The organism is Kitasatospora purpeofusca (genome assembly GCF_042691725.1).
Taxonomy (GTDB): Bacteria; Actinomycetota; Actinomycetes; order Streptomycetales; family Streptomycetaceae; genus Kitasatospora; species Kitasatospora purpeofusca_B.
In genome coordinates this window covers 2,809,025-2,825,709 of sequence record NZ_CP170483.1, presented here as the reverse complement: position 1 = coordinate 2,825,709, position 16,685 = coordinate 2,809,025, and the positions used below count along the sequence as shown (strand labels likewise).

General features: G+C 74.9%; 14 protein-coding genes and 1 pseudogene. 3 read left to right on the top strand and 12 right to left on the bottom strand.

The genetic code is table 11. The annotated features are described in order from the left end of the window. Positions 1-10 precede the first annotated feature (10 nt). The 3 genes from ACFCLZ_RS11715 to ACFCLZ_RS11705 all read right to left on the bottom strand — a co-directional run bounded on the left by ACFCLZ_RS11715 (position 11) and on the right by ACFCLZ_RS11705 (position 4,053). The gene (locus tag ACFCLZ_RS11715; protein WP_380284820.1) at positions 11-1,243 is read right to left on the bottom strand and encodes a cation:proton antiporter; all 1,233 of its coding nucleotides are present in this window, start codon (positions 1,241-1,243) and stop codon (positions 11-13) included. A 125-nt stretch (positions 1,244-1,368) separates the two neighbouring features. After that, on the bottom strand, positions 1,369-2,697 hold the full coding sequence (locus ACFCLZ_RS11710; RefSeq protein WP_380284819.1) for an FAD-dependent oxidoreductase: 1,329 nt from the start codon (positions 2,695-2,697) through the stop codon (positions 1,369-1,371). A gap of 450 nt (positions 2,698-3,147) precedes the next feature. Beyond that, positions 3,148-4,053: a TIGR01777 family oxidoreductase gene (locus ACFCLZ_RS11705; RefSeq protein WP_380284818.1), complete on the bottom strand. Its 906-nt coding sequence runs from the start codon at positions 4,051-4,053 to the stop codon at positions 3,148-3,150. 97 nt (positions 4,054-4,150) lie between these two features. Here ACFCLZ_RS11705 and ACFCLZ_RS11700 point away from each other — a divergent pair, with 97 nt between their 5' ends. Then, positions 4,151-4,660: a GNAT family N-acetyltransferase gene (locus tag ACFCLZ_RS11700; protein ID WP_380284817.1), complete on the top strand. Its 510-nt coding sequence runs from the start codon at positions 4,151-4,153 to the stop codon at positions 4,658-4,660. Between the two features lie 129 nt (positions 4,661-4,789). Then, positions 4,790-5,833: a DUF2510 domain-containing protein gene (locus ACFCLZ_RS11695; RefSeq protein WP_380284816.1), complete on the top strand. Its 1,044-nt coding sequence runs from the start codon at positions 4,790-4,792 to the stop codon at positions 5,831-5,833. A 30-nt stretch (positions 5,834-5,863) separates the two neighbouring features. Here ACFCLZ_RS11695 and ACFCLZ_RS11690 read toward each other — a convergent pair whose 3' ends face one another. The 7 genes and pseudogenes from ACFCLZ_RS11690 to cobU form a co-directional block, all read right to left on the bottom strand. After that, positions 5,864-6,379: a DUF4240 domain-containing protein gene (locus ACFCLZ_RS11690; RefSeq protein WP_380284815.1), complete on the bottom strand. Its 516-nt coding sequence runs from the start codon at positions 6,377-6,379 to the stop codon at positions 5,864-5,866. 202 nt (positions 6,380-6,581) lie between these two features. Further along, positions 6,582-8,372, bottom strand: coding sequence for a 2-oxoglutarate dehydrogenase, E2 component, dihydrolipoamide succinyltransferase (gene sucB / locus ACFCLZ_RS11685; protein ID WP_380284814.1), 1,791 nt, complete (start codon positions 8,370-8,372; stop codon positions 6,582-6,584). Between the two features lie 57 nt (positions 8,373-8,429). After that, positions 8,430-9,818, bottom strand: coding sequence for a dihydrolipoyl dehydrogenase (gene lpdA, locus ACFCLZ_RS11680; protein ID WP_380284813.1), 1,389 nt, complete (start codon positions 9,816-9,818; stop codon positions 8,430-8,432). A gap of 407 nt (positions 9,819-10,225) precedes the next feature. After that, complete coding sequence (locus tag ACFCLZ_RS11675) at positions 10,226-11,734, bottom strand: leucyl aminopeptidase (RefSeq protein ID WP_380284812.1); 1,509 nt, start codon at positions 11,732-11,734, stop codon at positions 10,226-10,228. Between the two features lie 298 nt (positions 11,735-12,032). Then, positions 12,033-12,785 carry an adenosylcobinamide-GDP ribazoletransferase gene (locus ACFCLZ_RS11670; protein WP_380286145.1) on the bottom strand — a complete coding sequence of 251 codons (753 nt, stop codon included), beginning with the start codon at positions 12,783-12,785 and terminating at the stop codon, positions 12,033-12,035. A gap of 110 nt (positions 12,786-12,895) precedes the next feature. Beyond that, the gene (locus tag ACFCLZ_RS11665) at positions 12,896-14,011 is read right to left on the bottom strand and encodes a nicotinate-nucleotide--dimethylbenzimidazole phosphoribosyltransferase (protein WP_380284811.1); all 1,116 of its coding nucleotides are present in this window, start codon (positions 14,009-14,011) and stop codon (positions 12,896-12,898) included. A 153-nt stretch (positions 14,012-14,164) separates the two neighbouring features. Beyond that, a pseudogene (gene cobU / locus ACFCLZ_RS11660) lies at positions 14,165-14,713 on the bottom strand (bifunctional adenosylcobinamide kinase/adenosylcobinamide-phosphate guanylyltransferase); the annotation flags it as partial. Between the two features lie 130 nt (positions 14,714-14,843). Here cobU and ACFCLZ_RS11655 point away from each other — a divergent pair. Then, on the top strand, positions 14,844-15,047 hold the full coding sequence (locus ACFCLZ_RS11655) for a hypothetical protein (RefSeq protein ID WP_380284810.1): 204 nt from the start codon (positions 14,844-14,846) through the stop codon (positions 15,045-15,047). 40 nt (positions 15,048-15,087) lie between these two features. Here ACFCLZ_RS11655 and ACFCLZ_RS11650 read toward each other — a convergent pair whose 3' ends face one another. Together ACFCLZ_RS11650 and ACFCLZ_RS11645 are read right to left on the bottom strand one after the other, a co-directional pair. Further along, complete coding sequence (locus tag ACFCLZ_RS11650) at positions 15,088-15,783, bottom strand: class I SAM-dependent methyltransferase (protein ID WP_380286144.1); 696 nt, start codon at positions 15,781-15,783, stop codon at positions 15,088-15,090. A 257-nt stretch (positions 15,784-16,040) separates the two neighbouring features. Next, on the bottom strand, positions 16,041-16,640 hold the full coding sequence (locus tag ACFCLZ_RS11645; RefSeq protein WP_380284809.1) for a DUF3043 domain-containing protein: 600 nt from the start codon (positions 16,638-16,640) through the stop codon (positions 16,041-16,043). Between the last annotated feature and the right edge of the window lie 45 nt (positions 16,641-16,685).

Here is a 16,685-nt window from a genome sequence, read left to right as displayed (position 1 = left end):
GCCCGAGGTCTCACCAGCTCTCGGCGTTCACCCGCGGCCGGCCGCCCCCGACGGCGGCCGGCGGCCGGACGTCCCCGCGCAGCCGCTGCGCCGTCAGCGGGAACAGCAGCACCGAGAGCATGCCCGCGCCGACCAGGGCGGCCGCGGTCGAGGACGGCAGGTGGCCGGCGTCCACCTCGATCGTGGTGATCACCACGACCAGCGGCAGCGCGGTCGCGCCGTACAGGCCGAGCGCGGCCCGGTCGCGCCGCCCCAGCCCGGCGGGCGCGAGCAGTGCGGTGGGCAGTCCGCGCAGGGCGAGCAGCAGGAGCAGGAAGACCGGGACGAGCAGCAGCGTGCCCGGATCGCCGAGCAGCGCGTCCAGGTCGAAGTTCATGCCGCTGACCACGAAGAACACCGGGACGAGGAAGCCGAAGCCGATCCCCTCCAGCTTGGCGTCGATGACCTCCTCCGTGTGCCGGGGGATGTCGGAGAGCAGCAGCCGGGAGACGATCCCGGCGGTGAACGCGCCGAGCAGCATGTCCAGCTCCAGCCAGAGCGCGGCGGCCACCATGGTGGCGAGCACCAGGATGACGGTGCGCACGGCGAACTGGCCGGAGGTGCGCAGGGTGCGCCGGATCAGCCGGGTCATCCAGGCGGGCCGGGGGCGCCGGGCGCCGCCGATCGCGACGGCGGTGATCACCGCGAAGGCGGCCAGGATGACGGCGGTGCGGGCCGGGCTGTTGCCGCTGAGCAGGGCGGCGACGGCGATGATCGGCCCGAACTCGCCGACCGCGCCGGTGGCCATGACCAGCGAGCCGAACGGGGTGGGCAGCTCCCCGGCGTCGCGCAGCACCGGCAGGATGGTGCCGAGCGCGGTGGTGGTGAGCGCCAGCCCGGCGAAGGCGCCGTCCAGCGGGTCCGGGTTGACCAGGGCGCCGAGGCCGAGCGCGGCCACCACGGTGACCAGCCACGCGGTGACGGCGCGGCGGAGCGGGCCGCCGCGCAGCCTGGCGAAGTCGATCTCGTAGCCGGCCAGGAACATCAGTATGGCCAGCCCGAATCGGGAGAGCGCGTCGAGCAGGACGTCGACCCGCACCCAGCCCAGGCCGTCGGGGCCGATCAGGATGCCGAGCAGGATCTCGAACACCACGGTGGGCACGGCGAGCCACCGCAGCAGCCGGTCGGCCAGCAGCGGGGCGGCGACCGCGGCGGCGGGGACCAGGATCAGCGCGAGCGGCTGGGCGGTGGGTCCGGTGCTCACGCGGCGCCCGGTGGGGACAGGGAAGTCATCCGATCAGCGGTCATATCGGCATATTGGCATGCGGCCCGTCACCGGCCCGACAGCCGGACCGGTGACGGACCGCGCGCCCCGTCGTCGCGGGACCGTCAGGCCGCCGCCGCCTCCGGGGCGGTGGTCGGCACCCCGAGGTCGCGGACCACGGCCTCGGCCGCGCGGCGTCCGGAGACCAGCGCCCCCTGCACGCTGCTGGTGTCCCGGTGGTCGCCGCAGACGTACAGCCCGGCCAGCAGCCGCACCGGCCGCCGGGTGTTGTGCGGGGGCGGCATGGCGGGCACCGCGTCCGGCAGGTGCCGCACGCTGAGGAACTGCCAACCGCCGGCCGGCGTGCCGTACAGCTCCGCCAGCCGTCCGCGCACGGCCGGCTCCAGCGCGGCCGGCCCGCCGGCGTCGAAGGCGCGGCGGCCGAGCACGGTGGTGGCGATCAGCGCCTGCCCGGGCGGGGCGTAGGAGGGGTGCAGCTCGCTGAGCACCAGCGAGTGCGAGACCAGCGACGGCCGCCCGCCCGGCCGGTCGCCGTCCAGCAGCAGGGCGGCCTCGCCCAGCGGGGCCCGGTCGGCCGCGTGGTAGAAGGTCGTGACGGGGTGGAAGTCCGGCAGTCGCAGGCCGGGCAGCAGCTCGGCGGCGGAGCGGGGGTCGGTCGCGACGACCACGGCCTGCGCGCCGATCCGCCCGTGTCCGGCGGTCTCCACGCCGTCGGCCGCGATCGCGGTGACCCGCACCCCGGTGCGGACGGTGCCGGGGGGCAGGGCGGCGGCCAGCTGGGCCGGCACGGCCGCGATCCCCCGGGCGGGCAGACAGAGCCGGCCGCGCGCGTAGCAGCGCAGCACCAGGTCGGCGACCCGGCTGCTGGTGCCCAGGGCGGGGTCGCTGAGCAGGGCGCCGAGCAGCGGGCGCAGCAGGCCGTCGACGGTCCGCGGGGCGAGCCCGCGTTCGCCGAGGGCCCGGGCGGCGGTGGTCTCCGGCCGGGCCTTCAGCCGGGCGGGCGGGGTGGCGGCGAGCCGGTTGAGCCAGCCGCCGAGGCGCGCCTTGTCCAGCGGGCTGCCCAGCGGCGCCCGGGCGGCGGCCTGCCGGGCGGTGGTCAGCTGCGGGTCCCCGACCCGGTACCGGCGCCCGCCGTTGTGCACCAGGACGCCCGGCGTGAGCGGACGCAGGTCGAGGCGGTCGAGGTCGAGCACGCGGCGCGGCTCGGGGAAGGCGGTGTTCAGCAGATGGCTGCCGTGGTCGAGTCGGAAGCCGTCCAGTTCGTGGGTGGCGGCGCGGCCTCCGATCAGGTCCGCGGCCTCCAGAACCTGGACGGCGAGGCCGTGGCCGGTGAGTACGCGGGCGGCGGCGAGGCCCGCGAGGCCGGCTCCCACCACGACGACGTCCGGGTCGGACTGTCGGCGGGTGCGGCGGGTGAAGTCGTACGTGGGCACGGGGGGCTCCCTCCCTGGTCCCGGATGTTTCGGGCCGGCGCAGGCAGCGGGGTGCTGGGACACGGTCCGATCGGTGTGATGCCCAGTCAGTGTGAGGGTCAGACAAGCGCATCGGCTTCGATCCGGAGTCGGAAAGGGGAGCGGGCGCATCCACGGGGACGCCGTCACGGACAGTGCGCCGATCCGGCCGCGATGCCGGGCGGCGGGCGCGCACGGTCACCGGGGGCGTGCGACGCGCCCACCGTGTGCTCCCGTGCGCCCCCTTGCGGAGCCCCTTCCGTCAGCCGCCCGGCCTCCGCCCGGCATATGCCCCTGGCCAGGGTGAACGTCGTAGCGCGGCTACGCGGCGGGGCCGGACACGACCGCGCGCCCGGCCCCGGAACCCCACCGGTCCGTCCTCGGGGCGTTGCCTCCGGGCGTTGGCCGGGAGTGTCGCCTCGGGGCGCCGCCTCAGAGCGCCGCCCGCGCCGCCGAGTCGACGTCCGGGTGCTCGAACCGGAAGCCCGCGTCCAGCAGCCGGCCCGGTACCACCCGGTGGCTGCCGACCACCTCGACCGCCAGTTCGCCCAGGACGGCGTCCAGCACGGCCTTCGGCACCGGGAACGGCGTCGGCCGGTGCAGCACCCGTCCGAGCGCCGCCGTCAGCTCGGCGTTGGTCACCGGCTCCGGCGCGGTCAGGTTGACCGGTCCGCTCAGGTCCTCCCGGTCGATCAGGAAGCGCAGCGCGGCGACCTCGTCGGCGAGCGAGATGAAGCTCCAGTACTGCCGGCCGTCGCCGAGCCGTCCGCCGAGGCCCAGCCGGAACAGCGGGAAGAGCCGGCCGCCCGCGCCGCCGGCCGCGGAGAGCACCAGCCCGGTGCGCGGGTGGACCACCCGGATCCCGGCCCGTTCGGCCGGCCCGGCGGCGGCCTCCCACTCCACGCAGACCTCGGCCAGGAAGTCGTCCCCGGCGGGCGAGGACTCGTCGATCACCCGGTCGCCGGTCTGGCCGTAGTAGCCGACGGCCGAGGCGCTGACGAAGACCTTCGGCGGCTCGTCCAGCCCGGCCAGCGCGGCGGCCAGGGTCTCGGTGCCCAGTACCCGGCTCTCCCGGATGTCCCGCTTGTAGGCGTCGCTCCAGCGGCGGTCGCCGACCCCGGCGCCCGCGAGGTGCACCACCGCGTCCACGCCGGCCAGCCCGGCCCGGTCGACCTGGCCCAGCAGCGGGTTCCAGCCGATGGCGGTGGTGCCGTCCGGCCGCGCCCCGGTTTTCGAGCGGTGCCGGACCAGCCGCACCACCTGGTGCCCGTCCGTCAGCAGCGAGTCGACGAGCGCCGAGCCGATCAGTCCCGTGGATCCTGTGACCGCGATTCTCATGCGCCCATCCTCGCAGCCGGGAGCCCGCGCGCCCGGGAGCGCCGGTGCCGTCCGGCCCCGGTCAATTCCGTGTACGTCCGCGCGGCGCCTCGCTAGCATGCCGCGCATGCACGAAACCGACCATCTGATCATCCGCCCGGCCCAGGCCGAGGACGAGCCGGAACTCGCCGTCCTCAACCGCGGCACCTGGACCCCGCTGGCCGACGTCGGCCCGCGGCCCGCCGAGGACGCGGGGGTGTTCGACGAGCGCCACACCCCGGACCAGTTCCGCCTCGCCCTGCTCGACGGCCGGATCGTCGGCTACGTCCGGGTCGTCCCGCCGACCCCGCTGCCCAGCAACCAGCACGTGCGCCAGATCCAGGGCCTCGCCGTCGACGCCTCCGCACGCGGCCGGGGCATCGGCGCCGCACTGGTCGAGGAGGCCTGCCGGGCCGCCCGCGCCCAGGGCGCCCGCAGGATCACCCTGCGGGTCCTCGGCCACAACGCCCCGGCCCGCGCCCTGTACGAGCGCTGCGGCTTCGTGGTCGAGGGCTCGCTCGCCGAGGAGTTCCTGATCGACGGTGCGTATGTCGACGACATCTGGATGGCGCGCTCCCTCGCCGGCTGAAACCGCGGCGCGGCGGCCCGCACCGCCCCGCCGGACCCTGACGGTCCGTCAGGGGTGGTCTGCGGGTGGTGCAGAGTCGTGACAGACCCGGCCTGTCTGGAGCATCACCCGGACGGGTACCGTCTTGCCGTGAGCAATTCGACGCCTCCCGGGTGGTACCCGGTTCCGGGTGCGGACGGCACGGCCGGTCATGAGCGCTGGTGGGACGGCACGGCCTGGACCAGTGACGTGCGCCCCGTCCAGGCGGGCGGCGGCCAGATTGCCGACGCCCCGACACAGGTCGCCTGGCAGAGCCCCGACGGCAAGGCCGCCGCGCCCCCGCCGCCCTCCTACGGCTACGGCGTGCCGCACCAGGGGCAGCCGGGCTACGGCTACCCGGCGCCGAACCCGCCGGCCTACGGCTATCCGCCGACCGCCTACCCGCCGCCCTCCCGGCCGAACCGGATGAAGACCGGCACGGCCGTCGGCATCGGGATCGCGGTCCTGGCCGTGGTCGGCGTGGTCGCCGCCGTCGCGCTCAACAGCGGCGGCGACGGCCCGTCCGCCGGCCCGCCCCAGCCGGTGACCACCGTGACCGTCACCGACACCCCGACCGCCACCACTGCGGCCCCGACCACGACCAGGCCGGCCTCGCCGCCGGCCACCACGCCGCCGCGCCCGACCCCGGTGCTCAAGGACACCGTGGCGGACCCGCAGCACGCCATCACCGTGCCGGTCTTCGACGGCTGGGAGGCGAACACCAGCGGCTCGCACTCGACGGTCTTCCTCGGCACCGGCCAGTACACCTGCCCCGGCGGCGGCAACTGCATCCGCGGCCAGTTCTCGGTCGAGAAGGACACCATCTCCGGCAGCACCGCCCGCGCGGCGGCCGAGGCGGCGATGCCGGCCTACGCGGAGGCGATCTTCACCAACATCGCCTCGCACACCGATGCCGGCTCGTCCAGCACCACGGTCGCGGGCATCGCCGGGTACGCGGTGCGCTGGCACATCGTGACCTCGGACGGCAGCAAGGGCTACATCCTGTTGGCGGCCGTCCCGGCCAAGGGCGGCGGCTACGTGGCCTTCGAGGGCGGGGTGGACGACGCCGCGGGCGCGCCCGACCCCTCGCTCCTGGACCAGATCCTCAAGGGCATCAAGCAGGACAGCAGCGCGGCGGACGGCTCGAACACCTGAGCCCTCCGGCCGCGTGCGGTGTCGGCGTCCTCAATCCCCGTACCGCTCCCAGAGCTTGGGGAACCGTTTCGCCATGGCGTCCGGGTCGTCGAAGTCGAAGACGGCCCCGGACGGCCGCGCGGGCTGCCGCCCGCCCACCTCGGGCAGCGGCAGCCCGGTCAGCTGCTCGTACGCCTCGTCGGCGGCGTAGCCGAGGTCCTCGGCCTCGCCGTCCTCCTCCTCGTCGAACTCCGGCAGCAGGTCCGCCAGGTCGTCCGGTTCGTACAGGCCGCCCTCGAAGACGTCCCGGCCCTGGCCGATCAGCCAGCACCGGAAGTAGTCGAAGGAGTCCTCGGAGGCGCCGCCCAGCAGCAGGTACGCCGCGCCCCACAGGTCGTAGCGGTAGGCGCGCTGGAAGCGGGCCTCGAAGAGCCGGGCGAAGTCGATGACATCGTCCGGCGCCAGTTCACCGAGCCGCTCCACCAGGCGGTCCGCCTGCTCGTCCGGGTCGCCCTCGGCGGCCTCCCGGGTCTCGTCGATGATCAGCCAGAAGTCGGTCTCGTCCATCACCGCTCCAGCATCCCTGTTCGGCCGCACGCGCGCATGCGAAGAACGGGTGAATCGCCCGGAACCGCGCGAAAAACCCGGAACGGCGCGAAGCCCTCGCCGCGGCCGCGCGCGTCCGGGCCCGGACGCGCGCAACCCCGCGCCGTCCGGGGACGGCGCGGGGTTGCGGTGCTGCTGGTGCCGGAGGCGGACCCCCGGGGCCCTACAGGCCGAGCTCGACCTCGAACTCGCCGGCCTCCAGGATCTCCTTGACGGCCACCAGGTAGCGGGCGGCGTCGGCGCCGTCCACCAGGCGGTGGTCGTAGGAGAGCGACAGGTAGGTCATGTCGCGGATGCCGATGGCGGTGCCGCCGTCGGCCTCGATGACCACCGGGCGCTTGACCGTGGCGCCGATGCCCAGGATCGCGGCCTGGTTCGGCGGCACGATGACGGTGTCGAACAGCGCGCCGCGCGAACCGGTGTTGCTGATGGTGAAGGTCGCGCCGGACAGCTCGTCCGGGGTGATCTTGCTGTCGCGCACCTTGCTGGCCAGCTCGGCGGTCTTCTTGGAGATGCCGGCGATGTTGAGGTCGCCCGCACCCTTGATGACCGGGGTCATCAGACCCTTCTCCGAGTCCACCGCGATACCGATGTTCTCGGTGTCGAAGTAGGTGATGGTGCCCTCGGCCTCGTTGATCCGGGCGTTGATGACCGCGTGGGCCTTCAGCGCCTGGGCGGCGGCCTTGACGAAGAACGGCATCGGGGACAGCTTGACGCCCTCGCGGGCGAGGAAGCCGTCCTTGGCCTTGGCGCGCAGCGACATGATCCTGGTGACGTCCACCTCGACCACGCTGGTGAGCTGCGCCTGCTCGTGCAGGGCCTTCAGCATGTTGTCGCCGATGACCTTGCGCATGCGGGTCATCTTGACCGTCTGGCCGCGCAGGGCGGACGGCGCGGCGGCGGCCTTCGGCGCGGCGGCCGGGGCGGCAGCGGCGACCGGGGCCGGAGCCTGGGCGGCCTTGGCGGCCTCGGCGGCGGCCAGGACGTCCTGCTTGCGGATGCGGCCGCCGACGCCGGTGCCGGCGACGGAGGACAGCTCGACGTTGTGCTCGGCGGCGAGCTTGCGCACCAGCGGGGTGACGTAGGCGTCACCGGCGTCGGCCACCGGGGCGGCCGGAGCGGCAACCGGAGCGGCCGGAGCGGCAACCGGAGCGGCCGGGGCCGGGGCGGCGACCGGAGCCGGAGCGGCAACCGGGGCCGGAGCGGCCGGAGCGGCAACCGGAGCAGCCGGGGCGACCGGAGCCGGGGCGGCGACCGGGGCCGGAGCGGCCGGGGCGGCGACCGGAGCGGCCGGAGCGGCGACCGGAGCCGCGGCGACGGCACCCGCGGCACCGATCAGCGCGAGCTGGGCGCCGACCTCGGCGGTCTCGTCCTCGGCGACCAGGATCTTCACCAGCGTGCCGGCGACCGGCGACGGGATCTCGGTGTCGACCTTGTCGGTGGAGACCTCGAGCAGCGGCTCGTCGACCTCGACGGTGTCGCCCTCGGCCTTCAGCCAGCGGGTGACGGTGCCCTCGGCGACCGACTCGCCCAGCGCGGGCAGCAGCACCGGGGTGGCGTCGGCGGCCGGCGCGGCCGGCGCGGCAACCGGAGCCGCCGGGGCGGCCGGGGCCTCGACGACCGGAGCCGGGGCGGCGGCCGGAGCCTGCGCGACCGGGGCCGGGGCGGCCGGAGCGGCCTCGGCGACCGGGGCCGGCGCGGCGACCGGGGCGCCCGAGCCGTCGTCGATGATCGCCAGCTCGGCGCCGACCTCGACGGTCTCGTCCTCGGCGACCTTGATCGAGGCCAGAATGCCGGAGGCCGGGGCCGGGATCTCGGTGTCGACCTTGTCGGTGGAGACCTCGAGCAGCGGCTCGTCGACCTCCACACGCTCACCCTCGGCCTTCAGCCAACGGGTGACGGTGCCCTCGGAAACGCTCTCGCCCAGCGCGGGCAGTGTTACTGAGACCGCCATGGTTTCAGCGACTCCTATCAAGTCTTGCGAACTGGAATGGGGGGTGTGGGGGCGCGATCAGTCGTGCGCGTGCAGCGGCTTGCCGGCCAGCGCCAGGTGCGCCTCGCCGAGGGCCTCGGACTGGGTCGGGTGGGCGTGGATGAGCTGCGCGACCTCGGCCGGCAGGGCCTCCCAGTTGTAGATCAGCTGGGCCTCGCCGACCTGCTCGCCCATGCGGGCGCCGACCATGTGGACACCGACCACGGCGCCGTCCTTGACCTGGACGAGCTTGATCTCGCCGGCGGTCTTCAGGATCTTGCTCTTGCCGTTGCCGGCCAGGTTGTACTTGAGGGTGACGACCTTCTCCTTGCCGTACAGCTCGACGGCCTTGGCCTCGGAGATGCCGACGGAGGCCACCTCGGGGTTGGAGTAGGTCACGCGCGGGACGCCGTCGTAGTCGATCGGCACCGGCTTGAGGCCGGCCAGGCGCTCGGCGACCAGGATGCCCTCGGCGAAGCCGACGTGCGCCAGCTGCAGGGTCGGGGCGAGGTCGCCGACGGCCGAGATGGTCGGCACGTTGGTGCGCATGTACTCGTCGACGAGGACGTAGCCGCGGTCCATCGCGACGCCGTTCTCCTCGTAGCCGAGGCCGGCCGAGACCGGGCCGCGGCCGATGGCGACGAGCAGCAGGTCGGCGTCGATCTGCTTGCCGTTCTCGGTGGAGACGCGCACACCGGCCTCGGTGTACTCGACGCCCGAGAAGCGGGCCTTCAGCTCGAACTTGATGCCACGCTTGCGGAAGGCGCGCTCCAGCAGCTTGGAGGAGTTCTCGTCCTCCAGCGGGACCAGGTGCGGCAGGGCCTCGACGATCGTGACGTCGACGCCGAACGACTTCCAGACGGAGGCGAACTCGACACCGATCACGCCGCCGCCGAGGATGACGGCCGACTTCGGGATGCGGTCGAGCTTGAGGGCGTGGTCCGAGGAGATGACGCGGTTGCCGTCGATCTCCAGGCCCGGGATCGAGCGCGGCACGGAGCCGGTCGCGAGGACGATGTGGCGGCCCTCGATGCGCTGGCCGTTGACGTCCACCGAGGTCTGCGAGGAGAGCTTGCCCTCGCCCTGGATGAAGGTGACCTTGCGGGACGCCACCAGGCCCTGCAGGCCCTTGTACAGGCCGGCGATGACGTCGTCCTTGTACTTGTGGACGCCGTTGATGTCGATGCCCTGGAAGGTGGCCAGCACGCCGAACTCGGCGGCCTCCTTCGTCTCGTCGGCGATCTCGGCCGCGTGCAGCAGGGCCTTGGTCGGGATGCAGCCGCGGTGCAGGCAGGTGCCGCCGAGCTCGCCCTTCTCGACCAGGGCGACGCTCAGGCCCAGCTGGGCGCCGCGGAGCGCCGCGGCGTAACCGCCGCTTCCGCCTCCGAGAATGACTACGTCGAAAACGGTGCTGGCGTCGTTCGCCACGTCACGTCCTCCAAGCAAGGGGTGTGGATCGCCGGGCCGGTCGCGGTCCGGTGGGTCGGAAGCCTTTGTGGGGCGCCCAGTCGTGCCGGAAATACATCTTCGCACTTGTTCGCGGCGGCTGATGTCCGGGTCCGGTCCAGGGGTGTCCCCGAGGGCGGTCCCTGGGGTGGGTGCACCCCGGGCGGAGGGGCATCGTCGCAGCTCACAGTGGGGTTGACAGGAGGCGGGGCGGTGACGGGCGGCGCCTGCGACGCCCCCGGTTCCGCACTGCGGAACAAAGTTTCGCCCGCAGCGAACAGGGGTGCGACGGTGTCCCGGGCCTCCTACCGGCAGGTAACCCGCCCCGGGAAGCCGGACGGGGCCCGGCGCGTGCGCGCCGGACCCCGTCCTTCGGTCGTACCCGGCCGTCAGGCCTTGCCGCCCGCCGCCTTCTGCTCGGCGAAGCGCACCAGGGTGCGGACCGCGGAGGCGGTGCCGCCCTTGGGGGTGTAGCCGTACGGCGCGCCCTCGTGGAACGCCGGGCCGGCGATGTCCAGGTGCGCCCAGTCGATGCCCTCGGCCACGAACTCCTTGAGGAACAGGCCGGCCACCAGGCCGCCGCCCATCCGCTCGCCCATGTTGGCCAGGTCGGCGATGGTCGACTCGGTCATGCCCTTGCGCAGCTCGGCCGGCAGCGGCATCGGCCAGGACTGCTCGCCGACCTGGCCGGCGGCCGCGTGCAGGGTGTCGCGCAGCTCGTCGGCGTTGGCCATCACACCGAAGGTGCGGTTGCCCAGCGCCAGCATCATCGCGCCGGTCAGGGTGGCGACGTCGACGATCGCGTCCGGCTGCTCCTCGCCGGCCCGCACGATGGCGTCGGCCAGCACCAGGCGGCCCTCGGCGTCGGTGTTCAGCACCTCGACGGTCTTGCCGCCGTACATCCGCAGCACGTCGCCCGGGCGGGTGGCCGAGCCGGACGGCATGTTCTCCGCCAGCGCCAGCCAGGCGGTGACGTTGACCTGCAGGCCGAGGCGCTTGGCGCAGACCACGGCGGCGAACACCGCGGCGGCGCCGGCCATGTCGCACTTCATGGTCTCGTTGTGGCCGGCCGGCTTCAGCGAGATGCCGCCCGAGTCGTAGGTGATGCCCTTGCCGACGAACGCCAGGGTCGCCTTGGCCTTCGGGTGGGTGTAGGCCACCTTCACCAGGCGCGGCGGGTTGACCGAGCCGTTGCCGACGCCGAGCAGGCCGCCGAAGCCGCCCTTGAGCAGCGCCTTCTCGTCCAGCACCTCGACCTTGAGGCCGTGCTCCTTGGCGGCCGCCTGGGCGATCGCGGCGAAGGACTTCGGGTTCAGGTCGTTCGGGGCGGTGTTGACCAGGTCGCGGGCGCGGTTCATCTCCTCGCCGACGACCAGGGCGCGCTCGACGGCGGCCTTGGCGTCCTTGCTGCCCTTGCGGGTCGACAGCAGCACCAGCTCGCCGACGGGCTCCTTGCCGCCGTTGCCGTTGCTCTTGTAGGTGCCGAACGCGTAGGTGCCGAGCAGGGCGCCCAGCGCGACCGCCTCGATCTCGTCGGCCGACTCGGCGGGCAGGGCCAGCGCGACCTTCTTGGCGCCGGCCAGGGTGCGGGCGGCGACACCGGCGGCGCGGCGCAGGGCCTCCAGCTCGTACCCGCCCTCGGCGGCGTCGCCGAGACCGACCGCGAGCACGAGCGCGGCCTTCACGCCGGCCGGGGCGGGGACCTTGACGGTCTCGCCCTCGGCGCCGGTGGCGCCCAGCGTGCTGAGAACCTCGGCCAGCTTGCCCTCGAACGCCTCGGCCACGGCCTCGGCGCCGGGGGCCGGCACGATGCCCTTGGGGCCCTTCGCCACGCCGATCACCAGGGCGTCCGCGCGCAGCGAGGCGGCGGCGGAGGTGCTCACAGACAATGCAGTCACGTAAAACGTCCTGTTCTTTCGCGGTCCACGACCGGTCGCGGCGCGTGTGCCGCACCGGCGCAGCCCGGTCCGCCGGCCAGGCCGACCGGCCGGCGTCCGCCGGACCCGGGGCCCCTGGCTGCGCGCGCCCACCGCCGCGGCGGTCGCGCACACCAGAGGCCCCGGCGCCTCAACGTGCGCCGGACGGGCAGGACCTGCGGCGGTGCAGGGCTGCGGTGCTCCCCGCATGGTAGTCCGCATGGTGGGATCACGCGCCGCCCGGTGTACCGCCTTTCGGCGCAGGGCTTGGGCGTCCTTCTCAGCGCAGCAGCGCGAGTGCCAGCAGCGTCCCGGTCGCGGCGGTCTCCGCCATCGCGCCGAGCACGTCCCCGGTGATCCCGCCGAACCGCCGCACACAGCGCCGCAGCAGCAGCCAGGAGCCGCCGGCGCTCAGCGCAACGGCCGTGGGCAGCATGAATACTGACGAATCGTCAGCGATCCCGGCGAGGGCGAGCAGGGTCATCGCGGCACCCGTCGAGGCGACGGCCGCACCCGGCGCCACCGTGCTCGCCACCATCGCGCCCAGCCCGCCCGGCCGGGCCGCCGGCACCGACCGCAGGCACCCCCAGGCGAGCGCGCACCGCGCGGCCACCGCCGCCGCGAGCACCGCGAGCGCGCCGCGCAGCGGGGAGACGGCGAACTGCCCGGCCAGCGCGGCGACCTGGGCCAGCAGCACGAGGACGAGGGTGAGCACCCCGAACGGGCCGATGTCCGACTGCTTCATGATCCGCAGCGCGTCCTCGGCGGGCTTCCCGCTGCCCAGGCCGTCCGCGACGTCCGCGAGCCCGTCCAGGTGCAGCCCCCGGGTGAGCACCGCGAGCACCCCGACCGCCGCCACCGCCCCGAGCGGCCCGCCCGCACGCCAGGCGACCAGCGCCCCCGCACCCGCCGCGACCGCCCCCAGCACCGCCCCGACCACCGGCGCGAGCACCATCGCCCGCCCCCCGGCCGCCCGGTCCCACCGCCGCACCCGCACCGGCACCACCGACAGGGTCCCGAACGCGAACCGCATCCCGTCCCACACACCGACCACCCACAGCCCACTCAGCACACCGGGACCCCGCGCACAGCCGAAGGGCCCGGACCCCGTCATCACCGACGGGACCCGGGCCCCCACTCCTCCTACAGCTTCCCCAGCAGCTCCGCCGCCGTCGGCAGCCGCGCCGGCTCCTTCGGCACCGCCGGCGCGAAGGTCTCCGGCACCTCCTCGGCCAGCGTGTCCGCCGCCGCCTGGAGCAGCGGCAGCGCCATCAGCGCGCCGACCCCCTCGCCCATGGTGATCCCCTGCTCCTGCAGCGGCGTCAGGGTCAGCCGGTCGTACGCCTTCGCCTGCGCCGGCTCACCGCTGGTCTGCCCGGCCCGCCACCACTCCGGCGCCCGGAACGCGATCCGCTGCGCGACCAGCGCGCAGGCCGCCGAGACCACTCCGTCCAGCACCACCGGCAGCTTGCGCACCGCGGCCTGCAGCAGGAAGCCGGTGATCGCCGCGAAGTCCGCCCCGCCGGTGGCCCCGAGCAGCGCCAGCTGGTCGCCCAGCACCGGCCGGGCCCGCCGCAGCGAGTCCCGCACCGTCGCGCACTTGACCATCCACACCCGGTCGTCGATGCCCGAGCCGCGCCCGGTGACCGCCGCCGCGTCCGTGCCGCAGAGCGCGCCGACCAGCACCGCCGCGACCGTGGTCGAGCCGACCCCGAGGTCGCCCAGCACCACCAGGTCGGTCCCGGCGTCGGCCTCCTCGTCGGCCACCGCCATGCCGGCCCGGAAGGCCTTGGCGGTCTCCTCGGGGCTCAGCGCGTCCTCGGCGTCGATCCGCCCGGAGCCGCGCCGCACCCGGTGCTCCGTCACCTCGCCGGGGAAGTCGGTGACGTCGGCGTCGACCGCCACGTCCACCACCCGCACCCCGGCACCGAAGCGCCGGGCGAGCAGCGCGACCGGCGCGGTGCCGTCGAGCACGGCCCGCACCCGTGCCGCCGTGCCGCCCTGCGCGGGCAGCCTGGACACCCCGAGGCGGGCCACCCCGTGGTCGGCCGCGAACAGCACCACCTTGGGCGCCGACAGCGGCCGCACCGGGGAGCGCCCCTGCACGGACGACAGCCAGGCGCCCAGCTCCTCCAGCCTGCCGAGGCCGTTGCGGGGCCGGTCCAGCTCCTGCCACCGCTCCTCGGCGGCGCGCCGGGCGCTCTCGTCGGGGCGCTCGACGAGCGAGGAGAACGTATCGAGATCCACGGTCGTGTCCATCGTCCGGAAGGCTACACGCCGCGGATGTTCACCGGAGGGGTGCGTCGGTGCCGAAAGGGAGAAGGGCCGAGCCGCCGACGAAGGAGGTGGCGCCGTGCCCGCCGGCCGTCGGCGCCGGGTCGGAGCGGTACGGAGGTGAGCGGGCGAGGATGTTCAGCCAACGGCGGGCTTGACCGTGAGGACCTGCCCCGCCACCACCAGCAGCACACGCTCGGAGGCGTCGGCGACCGCCATGTTGAGCCGGCCCAGGGTGTCGCGGAACCGGCGGCCGGCCGCGGTGGCCGGGACGACGCCCATCCCGACCTCGTTGCTGACCGCCACCGCCTGCCGCCGGGTGCCGGCCCAGGCCGCCGCCAGCGCCGCGCAGCGCCGCTGCACCGCGGCCTCGCCGCCGTCCGCCCAGCGCGCGTCGTCCCAGGCGCCGCACTCGTCCATCACGGCGGTGAGCCACAGCGCCAGGCAGTCGACCAGCACCGGCGCCGGGTCGGCGCTGTCGCCGAGGACCGCCTCCAGGTCGCAGGTCTCGGCGGTGCGCCAGCTCGCCGGGCGCCGTTCCCGGTGCAGCGCGACCCGCTGCGCCCACTCGGCGTCGCCGTCCCGGGTGCCGCCGGTGGCGACGTACAGCACGTCCTCGTGGTGGGCGAGCAGCTGCTCGGCCCTGGTGGACTTGCCGGACCGGGCGCCGCCGAGGAGGAGCGTGCGGGGGAGCGGGGCGTCAGCTGTCATGCCCCCCATCCTCGCGCACCGCGCATACCGAAGATCCGGCCGGGCAACCTGAGGGCTTAGGGTGCGCTCACAGCGCATCGCTGGTCGTCGGCGGGAGGAGCCGGGCATGGTCTGGACGTGGCGGTACGAGAAGGCGGACGGCACTGTGGTGGCCCCGGACAGCGGTCAGGCGGAGGAGTTCGCCGGCCAGGGGGACGCGGAGACCTGGATCGGGGAGAACTGGAAGCAGCTCACCGAGGACGGTGTGGACCGCGCCGTGCTGCTGGACGACGGCCGCGAGGTCTACACGATGAGCCTGCACGAGGACTGAGCCGCCGCGCGGTGGCCCCGGGGCCGGGCCGGCTCCGGGGCTACTTCATCCCGACGACGTGCAGCAGCGCGGCGACCCGTCGGTACGGGTCGGTGCGGCCGGCCCGCTCCTCGGCCTCCAGCAGCTGGGCGAGCTGCCGGCCGTCGACCGGCGGTGCGTCGTCGGGGGCGTGGTCGGTGAAGACCCGCACGCCGTACCAGTGCCGCAGCGGCACGGACACCTCGGAGAGGGTGACGGCGAGGTCGGTGATCCGGTCGGCGCGGGCCGCCAGCCCGAGCCGGTTGTAGTACCGGTCGCTCTCGAAGGCGTCCAGGGCGGCGCGCCAGTCGCCGGCGGCGGCGGGCCGCAGGGCGAGCGCGTCGCGGTTGCGGACCACCAGCGAGAGCAGCCCGCCGGGGGCGAGCAGCCGGGCCAGCGAGGCGATCATCGGATCGGGGTCCGGCAGGTACATCAGCACGCCGTGGCAGAGCACGGCGTCGAAGCTGCGCGCCCCGAACCAGCGCCCGCACTGGTGCCCGTCGCCGATCAGCAGCTGGACCCGCTCCCGCACCGCCCCGACCTCCTCGGCGAGCGCCTCCTGGGCGACGCCGAGCGCGGCCGGGTCGGAGTCGATGCCGGTGACGTAGTGGCCGGCCCGGGCCAGCCGCAGCGCCTGGGTGCCCTGGCCGCAGCCGATGTCCAGGACGCGCTGCGCGTCGCGGCCGGCGAGCTGCTCGGCGAGCTGCCGGGCGACCATCTCCTGCCGGACGAGGTTGCGCAGGGAGCCGGCCCGCCCGGGGGACGCGCCGGCGCCGGCGAAGGAGCCGCTGCGCGAGGGCAGCCGCCGCTCGTACCCGGTCAGCCCGTACCCGCCGCGCTCGTACCCGCCGCGGTCGTGGCCGTCGCGCTCCTGGGCGACCCGGTCGTGGCCGCCGCCGCCCTGACCGGGGAGCGCGTAGAGGCCGGGCCCGTCCCAGGCGGGAGGGGCCCAGCCGGAGTCCACCGGTTCGGCGGTCAGGGCTTCTCCCCGCGCCGCACCTGCGGCTTGGGCAGTCGCAGCCGGCGCATCTGAAGGATGCGCATCAGGCCGTAGGCGACCGCCCCGCGGGTGTTCTGCCCGGCGAAGCGCTCGGCGAGCTGCTTGCGCAGGCCGAAGCCGAGCCGGACGAAGTCCAGGACGACCAGGACGAAGAAGAGCAGGAACAGCAGCGTGGAGAGCAGCTGGAGGGCCGGCACCTTGACGATGCTGAGCACCAGGATGAGCACCGCGGCCGGCAGGAAGAACTCGGCCAGCGACCAGCGGGCGTCCACGTAGTCGCGGGTGAACTTGCGCACCGGGCCCTTGTCACGGGCCGGCAGGTGGCGCTCGTCGCCCTCCAGCAGCGCGGTGCGCTGCTTCTCGCGCTCGGCACGCATCCGCTCGCGGGCCTGGCGGCTGGCCTCCTTGCGGTCCTTGGGCACGCTCACCCGGGTCCGCCGGTTGGCCTCGGCATCACTGCGCTTGGGCGTGGGCCGGCCCTTCTTCGCCTGCGGGTCGCGGGGCTGGGTCGTCTCGTCCTGCTTCTCCAGCACGGCGGCGGAGGCAGCGGCATCATCTGAACGGCGTCGGAACACACCACCAGCCTACGGGGTGCGGGGCGGCTTCCTCCGGCCGCCCGG